At 60.9% G+C, this 15,247-nt stretch carries 14 protein-coding genes; 6 read left to right on the top strand and 8 right to left on the bottom strand.

All coding sequences use genetic code 11. From position 1 onward, the window contains the following. Positions 1-17: 17 nt before the first annotated feature. On the bottom strand, positions 18-1,550 hold the full coding sequence (locus G3256_RS04510; RefSeq protein ID WP_169639683.1) for an acyl-CoA carboxylase subunit beta: 1,533 nt from the start codon (positions 1,548-1,550) through the stop codon (positions 18-20). 184 nt (positions 1,551-1,734) lie between these two features. Between G3256_RS04510 and G3256_RS04505 the strand changes: the two genes are divergently transcribed. Together G3256_RS04505 and G3256_RS04500 are read left to right on the top strand one after the other, a co-directional pair. Next, positions 1,735-2,964, top strand: coding sequence for a multidrug effflux MFS transporter (locus G3256_RS04505; protein WP_169639682.1), 1,230 nt, complete (start codon positions 1,735-1,737; stop codon positions 2,962-2,964). A gap of 111 nt (positions 2,965-3,075) precedes the next feature. Beyond that, positions 3,076-4,476, top strand: coding sequence for a helix-turn-helix domain-containing protein (locus G3256_RS04500; protein ID WP_169639681.1), 1,401 nt, complete (start codon positions 3,076-3,078; stop codon positions 4,474-4,476). On the opposite strand, the gene G3256_RS04495 is transcribed toward G3256_RS04500, so the two are convergent. The 6 genes from G3256_RS04495 to G3256_RS04470 form a co-directional block, all read right to left on the bottom strand. Next, complete coding sequence (locus G3256_RS04495) at positions 4,473-5,138, bottom strand: thermonuclease family protein (RefSeq protein WP_246227878.1); 666 nt, start codon at positions 5,136-5,138, stop codon at positions 4,473-4,475. The two genes, G3256_RS04500 and G3256_RS04495, sit on opposite strands and share 4 nt — an antisense overlap. Positions 5,139-5,203: 65 nt before the next feature. Then, the gene (gene betA, locus G3256_RS04490) at positions 5,204-6,862 is read right to left on the bottom strand and encodes a choline dehydrogenase (protein WP_169642325.1); all 1,659 of its coding nucleotides are present in this window, start codon (positions 6,860-6,862) and stop codon (positions 5,204-5,206) included. Between the two features lie 142 nt (positions 6,863-7,004). Continuing rightward, positions 7,005-8,513 carry a choline-sulfatase gene (gene betC / locus G3256_RS04485; protein WP_169639680.1) on the bottom strand — a complete coding sequence of 503 codons (1,509 nt, stop codon included), beginning with the start codon at positions 8,511-8,513 and terminating at the stop codon, positions 7,005-7,007. Continuing rightward, positions 8,510-9,085, bottom strand: coding sequence for a choline-binding transcriptional repressor BetI (gene betI / locus G3256_RS04480; protein ID WP_169639679.1), 576 nt, complete (start codon positions 9,083-9,085; stop codon positions 8,510-8,512). Before betI ends, betC begins: the two co-directional genes overlap by 4 nt. Positions 9,086-9,154: 69 nt before the next feature. Then, entirely contained in the window at positions 9,155-10,060 is a 906-nt protein-coding gene (locus tag G3256_RS04475) for a DMT family transporter (protein ID WP_169639678.1), read from the bottom strand. Positions 10,061-10,099: 39 nt separating this feature from the next. Then, positions 10,100-10,702 carry a LysE/ArgO family amino acid transporter gene (locus G3256_RS04470; protein ID WP_169639677.1) on the bottom strand — a complete coding sequence of 201 codons (603 nt, stop codon included), beginning with the start codon at positions 10,700-10,702 and terminating at the stop codon, positions 10,100-10,102. Positions 10,703-10,798: 96 nt separating this feature from the next. Here G3256_RS04470 and G3256_RS04465 point away from each other — a divergent pair, with 96 nt between their 5' ends. Next, positions 10,799-11,695 carry a LysR family transcriptional regulator ArgP gene (locus tag G3256_RS04465; protein ID WP_169639676.1) on the top strand — a complete coding sequence of 299 codons (897 nt, stop codon included), beginning with the start codon at positions 10,799-10,801 and terminating at the stop codon, positions 11,693-11,695. Between the two features lie 96 nt (positions 11,696-11,791). Next, positions 11,792-12,052 (top strand): hypothetical protein, encoded by a 261-nt coding sequence (locus G3256_RS04460; protein WP_169639675.1) that lies wholly within the window; start codon positions 11,792-11,794, stop codon positions 12,050-12,052. Between the two features lie 84 nt (positions 12,053-12,136). Here G3256_RS04460 and G3256_RS04455 read toward each other — a convergent pair whose 3' ends face one another. Then, positions 12,137-12,877, bottom strand: a complete 741-nt coding sequence (locus G3256_RS04455) for a YebC/PmpR family DNA-binding transcriptional regulator (protein ID WP_169639674.1) — start codon at positions 12,875-12,877, stop codon at positions 12,137-12,139. Positions 12,878-13,003: 126 nt separating this feature from the next. Between G3256_RS04455 and G3256_RS04450 the strand changes: the two genes are divergently transcribed. Together G3256_RS04450 and G3256_RS04445 are read left to right on the top strand one after the other, a co-directional pair. Beyond that, positions 13,004-13,378: a VOC family protein gene (locus tag G3256_RS04450; protein ID WP_169639673.1), complete on the top strand. Its 375-nt coding sequence runs from the start codon at positions 13,004-13,006 to the stop codon at positions 13,376-13,378. Between the two features lie 27 nt (positions 13,379-13,405). Next, entirely contained in the window at positions 13,406-15,178 is a 1,773-nt protein-coding gene (locus tag G3256_RS04445) for an SLC13 family permease (protein WP_169639672.1), read from the top strand. Positions 15,179-15,247 lie beyond the last annotated feature (69 nt).

The raw sequence follows: 15,247 nt of genomic DNA, 5'->3' as shown, positions 1-15,247 counted from the left end.
ATCAGTTCCCTCCGGGGCTACAGCGGAATATTGTCGTGCTTTTTCCACGGCATGTGCGCCTGCTTGTTGCGCAGGCTGGCGAAGGCACGCGCGATGCGCTTGCGCGTCGTACGCGGCATGATCACCTCATCCACAAAGCCCCGTTCAGCCGCGACAAAGGGGTTGGCGAAGCGCTCTTCATAATCCGCCGTGTGTTTCGCGATCTTCTCCGGATCACCCAGATCGCCCCGGTGTACGATCTCGGTCGCCCCTTTGGCCCCCATCACCGCAATTTCCGCCGTGGGCCAGGCGTAGTTGAAATCCGACCGCAGGTGCTTGGAGGACATCACCACGTAAGCCCCGCCATAGGCCTTGCGTGTAATGACCGTCACCATCGGTACGGTTGCCTCGCCATAGGCGTACAGCAGTTTGGCACCGTGTTTGATCACGCCGCCGTATTCCTGGCTCGTACCGGGCAGAAAACCCGGCACGTCAATCAGGGTCAGGATCGGGATCTCAAAGGCGTCGCAAAACCGTACAAACCGCGCGGCCTTGCGCGAACTGTCGATGTCCAGACATCCCGCAAGCACCATGGGCTGGTTGGCCACCACACCCACCGTGCGCCCCTCGATGCGGATAAATCCGGTCACGATGTTGCGGGCGAACTCCGCCTGGATTTCGTAAAAATCACCCTCGTCGGCAAGCTTGGTGATCAACTCGGCCATATCGTAGGGCGTGTTCGGATTTTCCGGCACCAGCGTATCAAGCGAGGGCTCGATGCGCTCCGGATCATCGAAAAATGGTCGCACGGGCGGCTTTTCGCGGTTGTTGGACGGCAGGAAATCCACAAGGCGGCGCACTTCGGCCAGCGCCTCGACGTCATTTTCAAATGCGGCATCTGCTACAGAGGATTTGCGCGTGTGTGTGCCGGCACCACCGAGCTGCTCTGCGGTAACCTGTTCGTTGGTAACGGTTTTTACGACATCGGGGCCTGTCACAAACATATACGAGCTGTCTTTGACCATAAAAATGAAATCGGTCATCGCGGGTGAATAGACGGCGCCGCCGGCACAGGGGCCCATAATAACGCTGATCTGCGGCACCACGCCTGAGGCCTGAATGTTCCGCTGAAAAATCTCGCCATAGCCTGCGAGACTGTCCACACCTTCCTGAATGCGGGCGCCGCCGGAATCGTTGATCCCGATGACAGGCGCGCCATTCTGCACCGCCATATCCATGATCTTGCAGATCTTTCTGGCGTGGGTCTCCGACACGGACCCGCCCAGAACCGTAAAGTCCTGACTGAAGACATAAACAAGCCGACCGTTGATTGTGCCCCACCCCGTGACCACACCGTCACCCGCCGGTTTCTGCTGTTCCATGCCGAAATCCGTGCAGCGGTGCGTGACAAACATATCGAATTCTTCGAAGCTGTCTTCATCGAGCAGAAGGTCCACACGCTCGCGCGCTGTCAGCTTGCCGCGTGAATGCTGCGCATCAATGCGTTTCTGCCCGCCGCCGAGACGCGCCGTCCCGCGCCGGTCTTCGAGCTGTTCAAGAATGTCTTTCATACCGGACCCCGTTTGACTGATGTTGCGGACACTACAGGATTGCGTGGACCATACGAAGTGCAATCTCGCAAATTTGCAAAGCCTTTTCAGTCACGTTACTGCAAACTGCAAATAAGCAAACTGTGCATTTCGGACGGGCAGGCTGTGCATGGACTCTGCGCAGAGGCGGTTCTACATCTGCTGCATGCAAAATCCGCCTGTGATCCGTTTTCTGGATCGGTCCACACCACCTCACATCGCGACACTGATCCTGCTCGCGGGCATGTCGGCGATTGTGATGAACATGTTCCTGCCCAGCCTGCCGCGCATGACCGAGCACTTCGGCACAGATTACGGCGTGATGCAGCTTTCCGTGGCGCTTTATCTGGGAATCAGCGGTGTGCTGCAGGTCTTTATCGGCCCGGTCTCCGACAAATACGGACGGCGGCCGGTAATTCTTGCCAGCCTCGCACTCTTTATGCTGGCTACGCTTGGCTGCATCATCGCGCCCAATGTCGAGGTCTTTTTGTTCTTTCGCATGTGTCAGGCCGTGGTCGCATCCGCCATGGTGCTGAGCCGCGCGGCGGTGCGCGACATGTTTGATCAGGACCAGGCGGCGTCCATGATCGGCTATGTCACGATGGGCATGGCGGTGGTGCCCATGGTCAGCCCGATGTTCGGCGGCGTTCTCGACGAGCTCTTCGGATGGAAAGCAAACTTCTGGGCACTGTTCTTTCTCGGCGGGCTGACACTCTGGCTGGCCTGGGCGGACCAGGGTGAAACAGCCCGCCCCTCCGACCGCACCCTGACCGAGCAGTTTGCTGAGTATCCCGAACTGCTCACCTCGCCGCGCTTCTGGGGGTATTCGCTGGCAGCGGCCTTTTGTTCCGGATCGTTTTTTGCCTATCTGGGCGGCGGACCCTTCGTCGGCTCTGTGGTCTTTGGCCTGTCGCCTTTCTGGGTGGGAATATTTTTTGGCGCACCCGCGATCGGCTACTTCTTCGGAAATATGTGCACCGGTCTTTTCGCGCAGCGCATCGGCATTAACCGGCTGATCCTGACCGGCTGTCTGATCAACGCATCCGGCGCCGTCCTGTCACTGAGTGTCTTTCTGGCAGGCCATGGCTCCGCGCTCAGTTTCTTCGGGTTTATGACCTTTGTGGGCATGGGCAACGGCCTTGTGATCCCTAATGCAACGGCCGGAATGCTGTCTGTGCGTCCGCAGCTTGCAGGCACAGCCTCCGGTCTTGGCGGCGCGATCATGATCGGCGGTGGCGCCGCGCTCAGCGCGCTCGCCGGCGCACTGCTGACCCCTGAGACGGGCGCCTTCCCACTGCTCTACATCATGCTGATCACAGCGATGGCCGCTATCGTGTCGATCCTTGCCGTCTACTGGCGCGAACGCAGGATCGGGCTTCGCACGCCCGCTGCCTGAGCGGACTTAGCGTTTCATTAACCGTCTTGCTGCACCTTGCCCGGGTGGATTTGCAAAGCTACGGTCAGCGAATCTGCAAATTTGCAAATCCGCGCCGGAGGGTCGCGTCACATGGCCACTCAGAAACTTTATGCAGGCGCAAAACTGCGCGAAGTACGCACCCGTCTCGGCAGCACGCAAAAGGATTTTGCCGCCAAGCTCGGAGTGTCTCTGCCCTACCTGAACCAGATGGAAAATAACAACCGGCCGGTCTCAACTACGGTCGTGCTTGCGCTCGCGCAGGAGTTCGGCCTTGACGTGACCGAACTCAGTGCCGGCGACAGCGAAAGGCTGGTCAGCGATATGCGCGAGGCCCTCGCCGATCCGCTCTTTGCCGAAAGCCTGCCGCCGGTAGCTGACCTTCGACTGGCGGCCTCCAACGCCCCCGCCTTTGCCCATGCCTTTCTGGAACTGCACCGCAGCTATCGGCAGATGCAGGAACGGCTTGCCTCACTCGACGAAGCACTGGGCCGCGAGGATGCCCGAGCAACCCCCAGTCCCTGGGAAGAGGTGCGTGACTTCTTTCACTACTGCGACAATTATATTGACGCCGTGGACCGTGCCGCTGAGAATTTCGCAACCAGAGAAGGCAACGCCCGCAATATCCGGGTCGCCGCCACGGCAACGCTTGGCAACAGCGGTGTCACCGTGGAATTCACGGACACCGATCAGATCAGACATTATCACAGCGAAACGGGCAGGCTGATCCTCTCCCGCCGTGCGCCGCATGAAACGCAGACCTTCCAGCTGCTGCTGCAGGTGGCCCTTATCAAACAGGACCCGCTGCTCGAGGCCACGCTGGATCTCGCGCGGTTTCACAGCGCCGAGGCACGTGCCATCGCAAAAATCGGCCTCGCCAACTATTTCGCCGGTGCGGCCCTCATGCCCTACGGTCCGTTTCAGCAGGTGGCGCGCGAATGCCGTCATGATCTTGAAGTGCTGGCCGGTCATTTCGGCGCCTCCGTCGAACAGGTCGCTCACCGCCTGTCGACGCTGCAACGCCCCGGTGCAAAGGGCATTCCGTTTTTCTTTGTGCGCGTGGATCAGGCAGGCACCATCACCAAACGCCATTCCGCCACCCGCCTTCAGTTCGCGCGTTTCGGCGGGGCCTGCCCGCTCTGGAACGTGCACCGCGCCTTTGAACTGCCCGGCCGGTTTTTGCGACAACTGGCCGAAACACCGGACGGGGTGCGCTATATCAGCCTCGCGCGCGACGTGACCAAGCCTGCAGGACGCTTCGGTGCGCCGCTGAGGCGGTACGCGATAGCGCTTGGCTGTGAGGTGCGCCACGCGCGTGATCTGGTCTATGCCGACGGGATGGATCTGGACCGCGAGGCTGCATTTGAACCGATCGGGATCTCCTGCCGGATCTGCGAACGGACCGCGTGCCACCAGCGCGCAGTGCCACCGCTTGAACGCCGCCTGACCGTCAATCCGAACCTGCGCGGCGTGCTGCCCTATCAGGTGACTTAGCGTTTCGCGGCCCGCCAGCCGGCGGCGCGTGCCTCAGCACCGCTGCAGAACCACCGCTCCCCCTTATCGGCGCGGATCCGTGTGCGGTCATAATCACGCTGTCCTGGTGCGTGATAGATGCGCACGCCAGTGCCTGAAATGTTGCCCTTGATCCGGCAGCCGCCCTGCGGAGCCGCACTGACAGGTGCCGCAGTGGTGCGCGCCTTGCGAAACTGCTCAGGGCTCTGCACGCGGCTTGCATGCAGGCCGGTGTTGCGGCGGGCCGCCCGGCGCTCATCCGGCGCATAATCTGCCGAATACCGGCGATAGGCAAAGGCAAGACCGGCCTCAACAATGTCGCCGGCCACGTCACGCCGGTTGACATAGCACCGTGCGACAGTACGCCCGTAGCGGTCGGTGTCGACAGGCTCGCATACCACCTTACGGCCTTCGAATTTCGCTGCAACCTGTGTATTCACCCAGGCACCGCAGTCCCAGAGCCTGCCGTCATCGGAGATGCATGTCTGATCGGATTCCGGCGCATCAATTCCGAACAGCCTGATCCGGGTCCCGGCCACGTCAAAGGTATCCCCGTCAATCACACGGATGGTGCCGGAGAGTTCCGCATACGCGGTCACAGGGACGATAAGTGCTGCAAAAACAATGGCGAAGAACATACGCATTGACTGCATATGAGCCCCGTCCCGGCCTGCCGCAAGGTTGTTTGTTAACTTTAGTTAACAAAAAGTTAACGTTGTGATGTTTCCCACGCAGGATGGATCCAGGGCGTGTCATTCGCCCGGGCCAGCGGATCCCGGCCCAGCAGATGATCCGAAACCTTTTCACCAACCATAATCGACGGGCCGTTGAGATTGCCGTTGGTAATGCGCGGAAAGATGCTGCTGTCGGCAACGCGCAGACCATCCACACCGATGACCCGGCCCTGCGGATCGACAACGGCGCCGGGATCGTCCGCGCGCCCCATCCGGCAGGTCCCACAGGGATGATAGGCGCTCTCAGCATGTTCACGGATCGCGTCGTCCAGTTCGTCATCGGTCTGCAGCGCGTTGCCGGGCTGGATTTCGTGTTTGACAAAAGACTTCATCGCTTCCTGCTCAAAAAGCTCGCGCGTCAGGCGGATGCAGCGGCGGAAATCAATCCAGTCCTGCTCCTGCGACATGTAATTGAACAGGATCCGGGGCGCTTCGGCCGCATCCGCCGAACGCAGTGTAACCTCTCCGCGTGACGGCGACCGCATTGGCCCGGTATGGGCCTGAAACCCGTGCCCCTCCGCGGCGGCTTTGCCGTCGTAGCGTACCGCGAGCGGCAGAAAGTGGTACTGGATATCAGGATAAGGTACACCGGCCCGGGAGCGGATAAAACCACAGCTCTCAAACTGGTTCGAGGCGCCCATACCGGTTTTGGTAAAGAGCCACTGCGCCCCGATGAAGGCTTTGGAGGCGAGGTTCCAGTGCCGGTAAAGCGTGATCGGCTGGCTCGCGGCCATCTGGATATACATCTCCAGATGGTCCTGCAGGTTCTGCCCGACCCCGGGCCGGTCTGCCAGCACATCAATACCGTGCTCCGCCAGGTGTTTTGCCGGTCCGATCCCCGACAGCATCAGAAGCTTGGGTGAGTTGATCGCCGAGGCCGCAATCACGACCTCGCGCGTTGCACGGATCGTCTGACGCCGGCCACCCCGGTTGATCACGACGCCGGTGGCGCGTCCGTCTTCGATCACAATGCGCTCCGCGAGGCCCCGCACCAGCGTGCAGTTTTCACGTTTCAGGGCAGGATGCAGATAGGCATTGGCCGCTGACCAGCGCCGACCCTTCCAGACCGTCTGCTCGAAGGGGCCAAAGCCCTCCTGTTTATGTCCGTTGTAGTCATCCGTGACCTCATAGCCCGCCTGCTCGCCTGCGCGCACGAATGCTTCATAGAGCGGGTTTTTCCGCGGTCCCCTGCTGATATGCAGCGGCCCGTCCGTGCCGCGCCACGCCGGATCACCTCCGTGCCCGCCATCATGCCATGTCTCCATGCGCTTGAAATAGGGCAGAACATCCGCAAACGACCAGCCATCCGCACCCGCCTCCGCCCAGTGATCGAAGTCCATCGCATGGCCGCGCACATAGACCATACCGTTAATGCTCGAAGACCCACCCACGACCTTGCCGCGCGGGCACGCCAGACGGCGCCCGCCCAGGTGCGGCTCCGGATCCGACCAGTATCCCCAGTCATAGCGCTTCATGTTCATCGGATAGGACAGGGCCGCCGGCATCTGGATGAAGGGCCCCGCATCCGTGCCGCCGAACTCGATTACAATAACTGACGCCCCGGCTTCGGAGAGCCTGCTGGCCATCGCGCATCCGGCACTTCCCGCGCCAACAATCACAAAATCCGCTTGCATCATATTTCAGTCGTCTCAGGTTGCGGCGCCGCAGGCGCAGATAATCAGTGTGCGCGCCAGCGCGCCGCAGGATCACGGGTGCGGCACAGAGCGCTCACGCGTATTTCAGCCCCGGTCGGTAAGGTTCCGACCGGCATGTCGTTCATTCGCCACGCGGGAAGCGTTTGTTCTCTTCCAGCACGTTCAGATCCATGTGGTTACGCATGTACTGTTCAGAGGCTGCCCGGAGCGGCTGATAATCCCAGGGGTAGTATCCGCCCTCGCGCAGGGCCTCATACACGACCCACCGGCGGGCCTGGCTCTTGCGCACATCGGCGTCATAGGCATGAAGATCCCAGCGCGCCTCAGCTTTGCTGCGCAGGCTTGTCAGCGTACCCTGATGTTCCGCCACCCCGGCAAGGTTGCTCAGCTCATGCGGATCAGCGTCGAGATCAAAGAGCTGATCAGGATCGAGCGCACAGCGGTTGTATTTCCATCTGCCATAGCGCAGCGACACCATTGGCGCATAGGAGGCCTCGGCGGCATATTCCATTGCCACCGGTTCAGTGCGCTCCTTGCCCTGCCCCATCGGCACCAGCGAGACACCAGTGGTCCATTCCGCGACCTCATCCATCGACACGCCCGCGAGATCGCACAGCGTCGGGCAGACATCGATGTTAGAGACCGGCGTGGTCTGCAATCCGGGCATCATCCCGGGCGCCGAGATCATCAGCGGCACCCGGGAAGAGCCCTCAAGAAACGACATCTTGAACCAAAGCCCCCGCTCGCCCAGCATATCGCCATGATCCGAGACAAAGAGGACCACCGCCTCCTGGCGCGTGTCCTCAAGCGTTTGCAGTATCTCCCCGATCTTGTCGTCGAGATAGCTGATGTTGGCGAAATAGGCCTGCCGCGAGCGGCGGATGTTTTCTTCGGTGATGTCGAAACTGCGCCAGTCATTGGCGTCGAAGATGCGTTTTGAATGCGGATCCTGATCTTCATAGGGGATCGCCGGCACCTCGGGCAGCAGGTGCGCACAGTCTGCGTAGAGGTCCCAGTATTTCTTCCGCGCCACGTAAGGATCATGCGGATGTGTGAAGCTCGCTGTCAGGCACCAGGGTCGCGGATCACCGCCGCGTGACAGATCATAGAGCTTGCGGACAGCGTTAAAGGCAACCTCGTCATCGTATTCCATCTGGTTTGAGATCTCGGCGACCCCGGCGCCCGTCACCGAGCCCATGTTGTGATACCACCAGTCGATCCGCTCGCCCGGCTTTCGGTAGTCCGGCGTCCAGCCGAAATCAGCCGGGTAGATATCTGTCGTCAGGCGTTCTTCAAACCCATGCAGCTGATCCGGGCCCACAAAGTGCATTTTGCCGGAAAGACAGGTCTGATAGCCTGCACGCCGCAGATGATGGGCATACGTCGGGATCGAGGAGGCAAACTCCGCAGCATTGTCGTAAACGCCGGTGGCCGAGGGCAGTTGGCCCGACATGAAGGCCGCCCGCCCCGGCGCACAGAGCGGGCTCGCGGTATAGGCATTGCGAAACCGCGTGGACCGCGCCGCCAGGGCTTTAAGGTTCGGCGCGTGCAGCCAGTCTGCAGGGCCGTCGGGAAAAAGCGTGCCGTTGAGCTGGTCGACCATCAGGATAAGAATATTCGGCTTGCTCACTGACCTGCCTCCATGAGGGTTCTGAATGCCGCGCGCACGGCAGACCGGGCCGCACCGGCGCTTTGTGACCGGGCCAGTGCCGCCCGCAGGTAAAGACCATCGATCAGGGCCGCGAGGATCTCCGCGTGGCTCTCCGGGCTTTTGCTTAAGGGGCGCAGCGCGTGGATAAGGTTGGAGCGCAGCCGGTGCTGGTAAATCCGCAGCAGTCTGAGCGTTTCGGGATGCGTCCGGGCCTGGGCATAAAGCGTCATCCAGGCGCTGACGGTCGCGGGGGCAAAACACGCAGGTGCAAAGCTTGCATCGATCACGGCCATGGCTCTGTCATACGGGGTGGTGGCCTTCTCCAGGGACTGCCGGACCTCAGCACCGAAATCGCGCAGGATCTGCCGCATAGCTGCTAGAAAAATCTGGTCCTTGCCGCCGAAATAGTGATGCGCAAGTGCCGTCGACATGCCGGCGCGTCTGGCAATCTGACCGACCGTCACATCAAGCGAGCCGCGTACGCCGATCTCGGCGATGGTGGCATCGACAAGAGCGGTGCGCCGGATCGGCTCCATTCCGAGTTTTGGCATGGTAAAGGTTCCTCGCAGCAAGACACATCTGCCTTGCCGGTTTTTAATTGACTGGTCAATCAAAAAAAATCAGACCTTGGTCGCGTTGACCGCCGGGGTTGTATTCTGACGCCTGACCACGGCCTCGCGCCAGGTGATGAAGACCACCGACGCAAGGATCGTGATGCCCCCTGCAATGACCCACACATCGACCGCCTCGTCAAACACCAGATACCCCAGCAGAACCGCCCAGACGAGCTGTGTGAACGTCACCGGCTGGGTCACCGTCAGAGGTGCAGCAGCAAAGGCCAGCGTCATCGTGTAGTGCCCCGCGGTGGCAAAACAGGCGACACAGAACAGCAGCAGCAGATCAGAGAGCGTCGGCGTAACCCACTGCGCAATGGCAAAAGGCGCCAGCACGATGGTCACGAAAATTGACAGCATCGCCACAACGACAGAGGGTTTCACCTCATCGGCCATGATCTTGGCCGTCAGGTATGAGCCACCAAAGGCCACCGCCGCGATCAGCATCGCCAGATGCCCGCTGCTGACCTCCCGGAACCCGGGGCGCAGGATGATAAATGCCCCCAGCAGTGCCACGACAACAGCGGCGATCCGGCGGAAAGCGAGCTTTTCGCCGAGAAAGAGCGCCGCACCGATGGTCACATAGACCGGCGAGAGATAGTTCATCGCCGTCACATCCGCGATGGGGATGCGCACCATCGCGTAAAACCACAGCATAACAGCGCCGCCGTGCAAAAGACCCCGGACACCGAAGAGACGCCACTGGCGCGGCGTCAGATGTGCCGCGCGCAGCGCACCGATGGCCGGCAGGAGGAATACCAGACCCAGCAGGTAGCGCAGGAAGGCCATCTCGACCGGCGGCACCCGCGGCCCCATGTATTTCACCAGCGCTGTCACAGCGATGAAGCACATCCCCGTCACCAGCATCCAGAAGATGCCGGCAAGCGGACGGGCGGGCGAACGGGTAACCATCTCTTACTCAGACCTTTTTTCCGTGTGCGCTGCAAGGTCTTAACTGATGAGCAGCCCCAGAGCGATTGTCCACATCGTCAGCGCGATCACCGCGTCGAGCACCTGCCAGCTGCGCGGGCGTGCAAAAAGCGGCGCCAGCAGGCGCGCGCCATACCCCAGCGCAAAGAAAAAGCTGAAGCTGCCGATCACCGCACCGGCACCGAACATGGCCCGGTCAGGGAACTGCGCCGACACCGAACCGATCAGCACGACCGTGTCGAGATACACATGCGGGTTCAGCCATGTGATCGCGAGCAGCGTCAGCAGCGTGGTTGCCAGCCCCTGCCCGGAGGTCGCATTCTGTGTGTGCAGCGCCTGCCCCCCGCGCCAGGCAGAAAGCGCACTTCGATAGCCGTAAAAGATCAGGAACGCTGCCCCGCCGTAGCGCATTGCAGGCTCAAACCACGGCACGCTCCGGGCGAGGCTGCCGGACCCGTAAACGCCGGCGACAATCAGGATCGCATCACAAAGACCGCAGACAGAGCAGACCCAGAAAACGTGGCGTTGCACCAGACCCTGGCGCAGGACGAAGGCATTCTGCGGCCCGATGGCAATAATCAGCGAAAGGCTGAGCAGAAATCCGGACAGAACGGCGATGAACATCGGTGCAGGGCTTTCGGCTGACAGGTCTGAGCGTTGACTAGCGGCCGCCCGCAGCTTAATCAATTTAATATCCCGAATGCAGATTAAGGCTGGCTAATGCGTCTCGATCCTGCCCACCTTGCAGCCCTCGCGGCGATTGTCCGTCAGGGCAGTTTCGATGCAGCCGCCGGACAGCTTGGCGTCACCGCCTCTGCCATCTCGCAGCGCATCAAAGCGCTGGAAGAGCGTATGGGTACCGTTCTGATCGAGCGCGGCCAGCCCTGCGTTCCCACCGCCGCCGGCGCGCGTCTTGCACAACATGCCGAAGATCTGGCGCTGCTGGAAGCGCAGGTGCTGGAACGTCTGGCACCCGACACCACGGGCACGCAGCCCCGTCTTCGCATCGCGGTGAATGCGGACAGCCTTGCAACGTGGCTTATTCCCGCGCTGGCGGAAGCGCCCCCGCTGCTCTTTGATCTGGTCATTGATGATCAGGACCACTCCGCGGACTGGCTGCGACGGGGATCGGTCAGCGCCGCGATCACCGGGCACGCAACACCCGTGCCCGGCTGCGACTGCAGCGCCCTGGGTCAGTTCCGGTATATCGCAACTGCAAGCCCTTCCTTTATGGCAGAATGGTTTGCCGACGGGGTGACTGCCGACAGCCTCGCGCGCGCACCTATGATGGCCTTTAACGCAAAAGACCGTCTGCAACACCGGTGGATCACCGAAGTGACCGGCGACCGCCTGTCGCCACCCACCCACCACATGGCTTCGACACATGCTTTTGTCGATGCAGCGCTCTGCGGGCTGGGATGGGGCATGAACCCTGTATCTCTGGTACGCGGGCATATCGACGCGGGGCGGCTGGTGGCTCTGGTGCCGGACGCACCACTCGACATTGCCCTCTACTGGCAGACCAACCGCCTGATGGCGCGCGCGCTCGAACCGCTCTGGCGGGCCCTGAAAACCGCGGCAGGGCGCGATCTGCAACAATCGCTCACAAGACTGTGAGGAGAAAAAACACGCTCACGTAAAACTTATCAGAGCTGATTGGCGTATCTCTTTAAGATCCCCATATGGTGGGGAAGGTAACAAGGGTTTTCTTCGATGCTCGACAACACACATAATCTGGATCTCACAGCGCAGGACATAGCGCTCATCGAAGCTGCGCTGCACACACAGAAGAAAATTCTGACAGTGCAGAGCCAGGCCGGAGGCCGCGGAGCCCGCAAGAAACTCACAGACCTCAAGCATCTGATGCGACGCCTGAACCGCCTGACCGCCCCGCAGGACCCAAAGCCCACAGGTGTTTTGCAGAGCGCCTGGTCTTTCTTCACATCTGACACCACCTGCTCACAGTCCCGCTGAGACCGGCGTCGGAGACAGTTAATAAAAACGCCGCCGTCCTTGATCCGGGCGGCGGCGTTTTCAGTTGCACGGCGGGATCGCGCATCAGAGTTGCGCCATAACCTCGTCGCTTGCCTCGAAATTGGTTGTGACGCGCTGCACATCGTCATCATCCTCAAGCGCATCGATCAGGTTCATCAGCTTCTGCATGCCCTCAAGATCCATCTCGGTGGTCGTCGTGGGCCGCCAGACGAGTTTGGTGCTTTCGCTTTCGCCCAGATCAGCCTCGAGCGCGCCGGACACTTCGTTCAGGTCAGTATCCGCGCACCAGATGACATGTCCGTCCTCTGAACTTTCAACATCCTCCGCACCCGCCTCGATGGCTGCCATCATGACGGTATCCGCATCGCCTGCATCCGCGGGATAAGTGACTTCGCCTTTGCGGTCGAACATGAACCCCACCGATCCGGTTTCGCCCAGATTACCGCCGTTTTTGGTAAAGGTGGACCGCACCGTCGATGCAGTGCGGTTACGGTTATCGGTCATTGCCTCGACGATCACCGCAACCCCGTTGGGGCCGTAACCCTCATAGCGGATTTCTTCGTAATCATCACCCTCGCCCGCCTGGGACTTTTTGATCGCACGCTCAATGTTGTCCTTGGGCATGGACTGGGCCTTGGCCTCTTTGATCGCAAGACGCAGGCGCGGGTTTTTATCGGGATCCGGGTCGCCCATTTTGGCGGCGACCGTGATCTCCTTACTGAATTTAGAGAAAAGCTTGGCGCGCACGGCGTCCTGGCGCCCCTTGCGGTGCTGGATGTTCGCCCATTTTGAGTGGCCTGCCATTGGTACTTCCATCGCTGATCAGAGTTTCAGCGCAGTCTATAATGCAGGTCAGAGCCCGGGGGCAAGCACATGCCCCGGAGTGTGCATTTCTTTCCCGACCAATGAGAATCTGATACAGGCGGCTTTATGGCCCGGATAAATCAGATTACCCCCTTCGTCATGACCCGTGATCTTGCAGCCTCGCTCGAGTTTTACACCGGCATCCTCGGGTTTACCTGCGGGTTTCAGCAGGACAACTACGCATTTGTGCATCACCGGCCCGGCGGCGCGCTGCGCCTCATAGAGGTAGACCCCGACTGTGAGATCGGCGAACAGATGATTTATCTGGACTGCGAGGATGTCGATGCCGTCTGGACGGTGTTGAAGCCCCGTCTTGATACACTGCCCGAAGAGCGGGTGCGTGCACCCTTTGATCAACCCTACCGGATGCGCGAATTTCACGTCAAAGACCCCGATAACTGCCTGCTCCTTTACGGCACCGATATTCCCCCTTCCCCATGAGCCCGGCAGGCGGCTACAACGGGCGGCATGACCACTGATCAGATCATTCTCTTTACGCTCTTTGGCGCGGTCTTCGGACTGCTGCTCTGGGGCCGCTTCCGATATGATATCGTGGCGTTTTCGGCACTGATGATTGCAGTTGTGGTGGGTGTCGTGCCCACCAAAGACGCGTTTTCCGGCTTCGGCCATCCGGCAACCCTGATTGTTGCACTTGTGCTGGTAGTGTCCGCCGGCCTGGTGCGTTCCGGTGCGGTCTTTCTGATCACACGTACCCTCGTGGATGCCTCGCGCAGCCTTGGCAGCCACATCGCCCTGATGGGCGCGATCGGTGGCGTTCTCTCGGCGTTTATGAACAACGTGGCCGCCCTTGCGCTGCTCATGCCAGTGGATATTCAGACCGCACGCAAGGCCGGGCGGGTACCGGGCCTGAGCCTCATGCCGCTGAGCTTTGCGACCATTCTGGGCGGCATGGCAACGCTCATCGGCACACCGCCCAATATCATCATTGCAGCGATCCGCGAGGAATCGCTGGGCGCGCCTTTTGCCATGTTCGATTTTGCGCCCGTTGGCGGGCTGGCGGCGGTCGCCGGGCTGATTTTTGTCTCTTTCATCGGCTGGCGGCTGATCCCGCAACGCCAGGACGCCTCGGCCCCCACCACTGATATATCGCAGTATATTTCCGAACTCACCGTGCCCGGCGGCAACAAACAGATCGGCAAACGCGTAGAAGAACTGACCGAAGCCGCCGATAAGGCCGATGTCGCCATCCTCGGGCTGATCCGCGATGGCCAGCGCCTTTATGGCCAGGCGCGCAATACAGTCATCCGCGCCAATGACGCGCTGATCCTCGAAGCGACCGCCGAGGCGCTTGATGAGTTCCGAACAAGCCTCGATCTGGCCGTGGCGGATGCCAGGCGTGAAGAACTGCTGCGCGCCGACGGAGACGGCGTCGAGGTCATTGAGGTCGTCGTGCCGGAAGATGCCCGCATCCGCGGTAAAACGGCGCAGTCCATCGGTCTTGCCTGGCGACAGCGTTCGGTACTGCTGGGGATTTCCCGCCAGGGCCGGCGGCTGACCAAGAACCTGCGCCAGACGCGTATCATGACCGGCGACATCCTGCTGCTGCTGGTGCCTCGCGACACCGGACCGGACGTGACCGACTGGATGGGTGCTCTGCCTCTGGCGGACCGCGGGCTGGCTGTCACGCAGAACCGCAAGGTCTGGCTCGCCATAGCACTTTTCGGCGGCGCGGTGGCGGCTGCCAGTTTTGGTCTTATCTATCTGCCGGTCGCTCTGGGGCTCGTTGTCGTGGCCTATGTGCTGTCCGGCATTGTGCCGCTGAGCGAGCTTTACGACCATATCAACTGGCCGGTTGTTGTTCTTCTGGGCTCAATGATCCCGCTCGGGGCCGCCCTTGAGACGTCTGGCGGCACTGAACTGATTGCCGGCGCTCTGGTGACATGGACAAACGGCCTTCCGGCCTGGGCTGTGCTGACTGTGCTGATGGTGGTCACGATGACGCTGTCGGATGTGCTCAACAACACTGCCACGACCATTGTGGCGGCACCTGTGGGCATTCAGATGGCGCAGACGCTGGGTGTCTCGCCGGACCCTTTTCTGATGGCTGTTGCAGTGGCAGCCTCAAGCGCGTTCCTGACGCCGATCGGGCACAAAAACAACACGCTGATCCTGGGGCCCGGAGGTTACCGGTTCAGCGATTACTGGCGTATGGGGCTGCCACTTGAGATTATCGTGGTGGCAGTATCAATCCCGGCGATACTGGTGTTCTGGCCGCTCTGACGCACAAGGTGCCCTGACCTGCGAACTTTCTCGGGCCTGCTCTGCGGCCCTCTGTGCTCCGGACCGCCC

The sequence above is a fragment of the Roseobacter ponti genome (genome assembly GCF_012932215.1).
GTDB classification, from domain to species: domain Bacteria; phylum Pseudomonadota; class Alphaproteobacteria; order Rhodobacterales; family Rhodobacteraceae; genus Roseobacter; species Roseobacter ponti.
The sequence above is the reverse complement of the archived record's forward strand: the minus strand, read 5'-3'. Positions and strand labels throughout refer to the sequence as shown.

Excerpts from the sequence above, each read along its gene's own strand:
- G3256_RS04445 (WP_169639672.1), top strand. The coding sequence starts at position 13,406 with ATGACCACTGATCAGATCATTCTCTTTACGCTCTTTGGCGCGGTCTTC.
- G3256_RS04450 (WP_169639673.1), top strand. The coding sequence starts at position 13,004 with ATGGCCCGGATAAATCAGATTACCCCCTTCGTCATGACCCGTGATCTT.
- G3256_RS04510 (WP_169639683.1), bottom strand. The coding sequence starts at position 1,550 with ATGAAAGACATTCTTGAACAGCTCGAAGACCGGCGCGGGACGGCGCGT.
- betA (WP_169642325.1), bottom strand. The coding sequence starts at position 6,862 with ATGCAAGCGGATTTTGTGATTGTTGGCGCGGGAAGTGCCGGATGCGCG.
- G3256_RS04495 (WP_246227878.1), bottom strand. The coding sequence starts at position 5,138 with ATGCGTATGTTCTTCGCCATTGTTTTTGCAGCACTTATCGTCCCTGTG.
- G3256_RS04475 (WP_169639678.1), bottom strand. The coding sequence starts at position 10,060 with ATGGTTACCCGTTCGCCCGCCCGTCCGCTTGCCGGCATCTTCTGGATG.
- G3256_RS04465 (WP_169639676.1), top strand. The coding sequence starts at position 10,799 with ATGCGTCTCGATCCTGCCCACCTTGCAGCCCTCGCGGCGATTGTCCGT.
- G3256_RS04455 (WP_169639674.1), bottom strand. The coding sequence starts at position 12,877 with ATGGCAGGCCACTCAAAATGGGCGAACATCCAGCACCGCAAGGGGCGC.
- betI (WP_169639679.1), bottom strand. The coding sequence starts at position 9,085 with ATGCCAAAACTCGGAATGGAGCCGATCCGGCGCACCGCTCTTGTCGAT.
- G3256_RS04505 (WP_169639682.1), top strand. The coding sequence starts at position 1,735 with ATGCAAAATCCGCCTGTGATCCGTTTTCTGGATCGGTCCACACCACCT.
- G3256_RS04460 (WP_169639675.1), top strand. The coding sequence starts at position 11,792 with ATGCTCGACAACACACATAATCTGGATCTCACAGCGCAGGACATAGCG.
- G3256_RS04500 (WP_169639681.1), top strand. The coding sequence starts at position 3,076 with ATGGCCACTCAGAAACTTTATGCAGGCGCAAAACTGCGCGAAGTACGC.
- G3256_RS04470 (WP_169639677.1), bottom strand. The coding sequence starts at position 10,702 with ATGTTCATCGCCGTTCTGTCCGGATTTCTGCTCAGCCTTTCGCTGATT.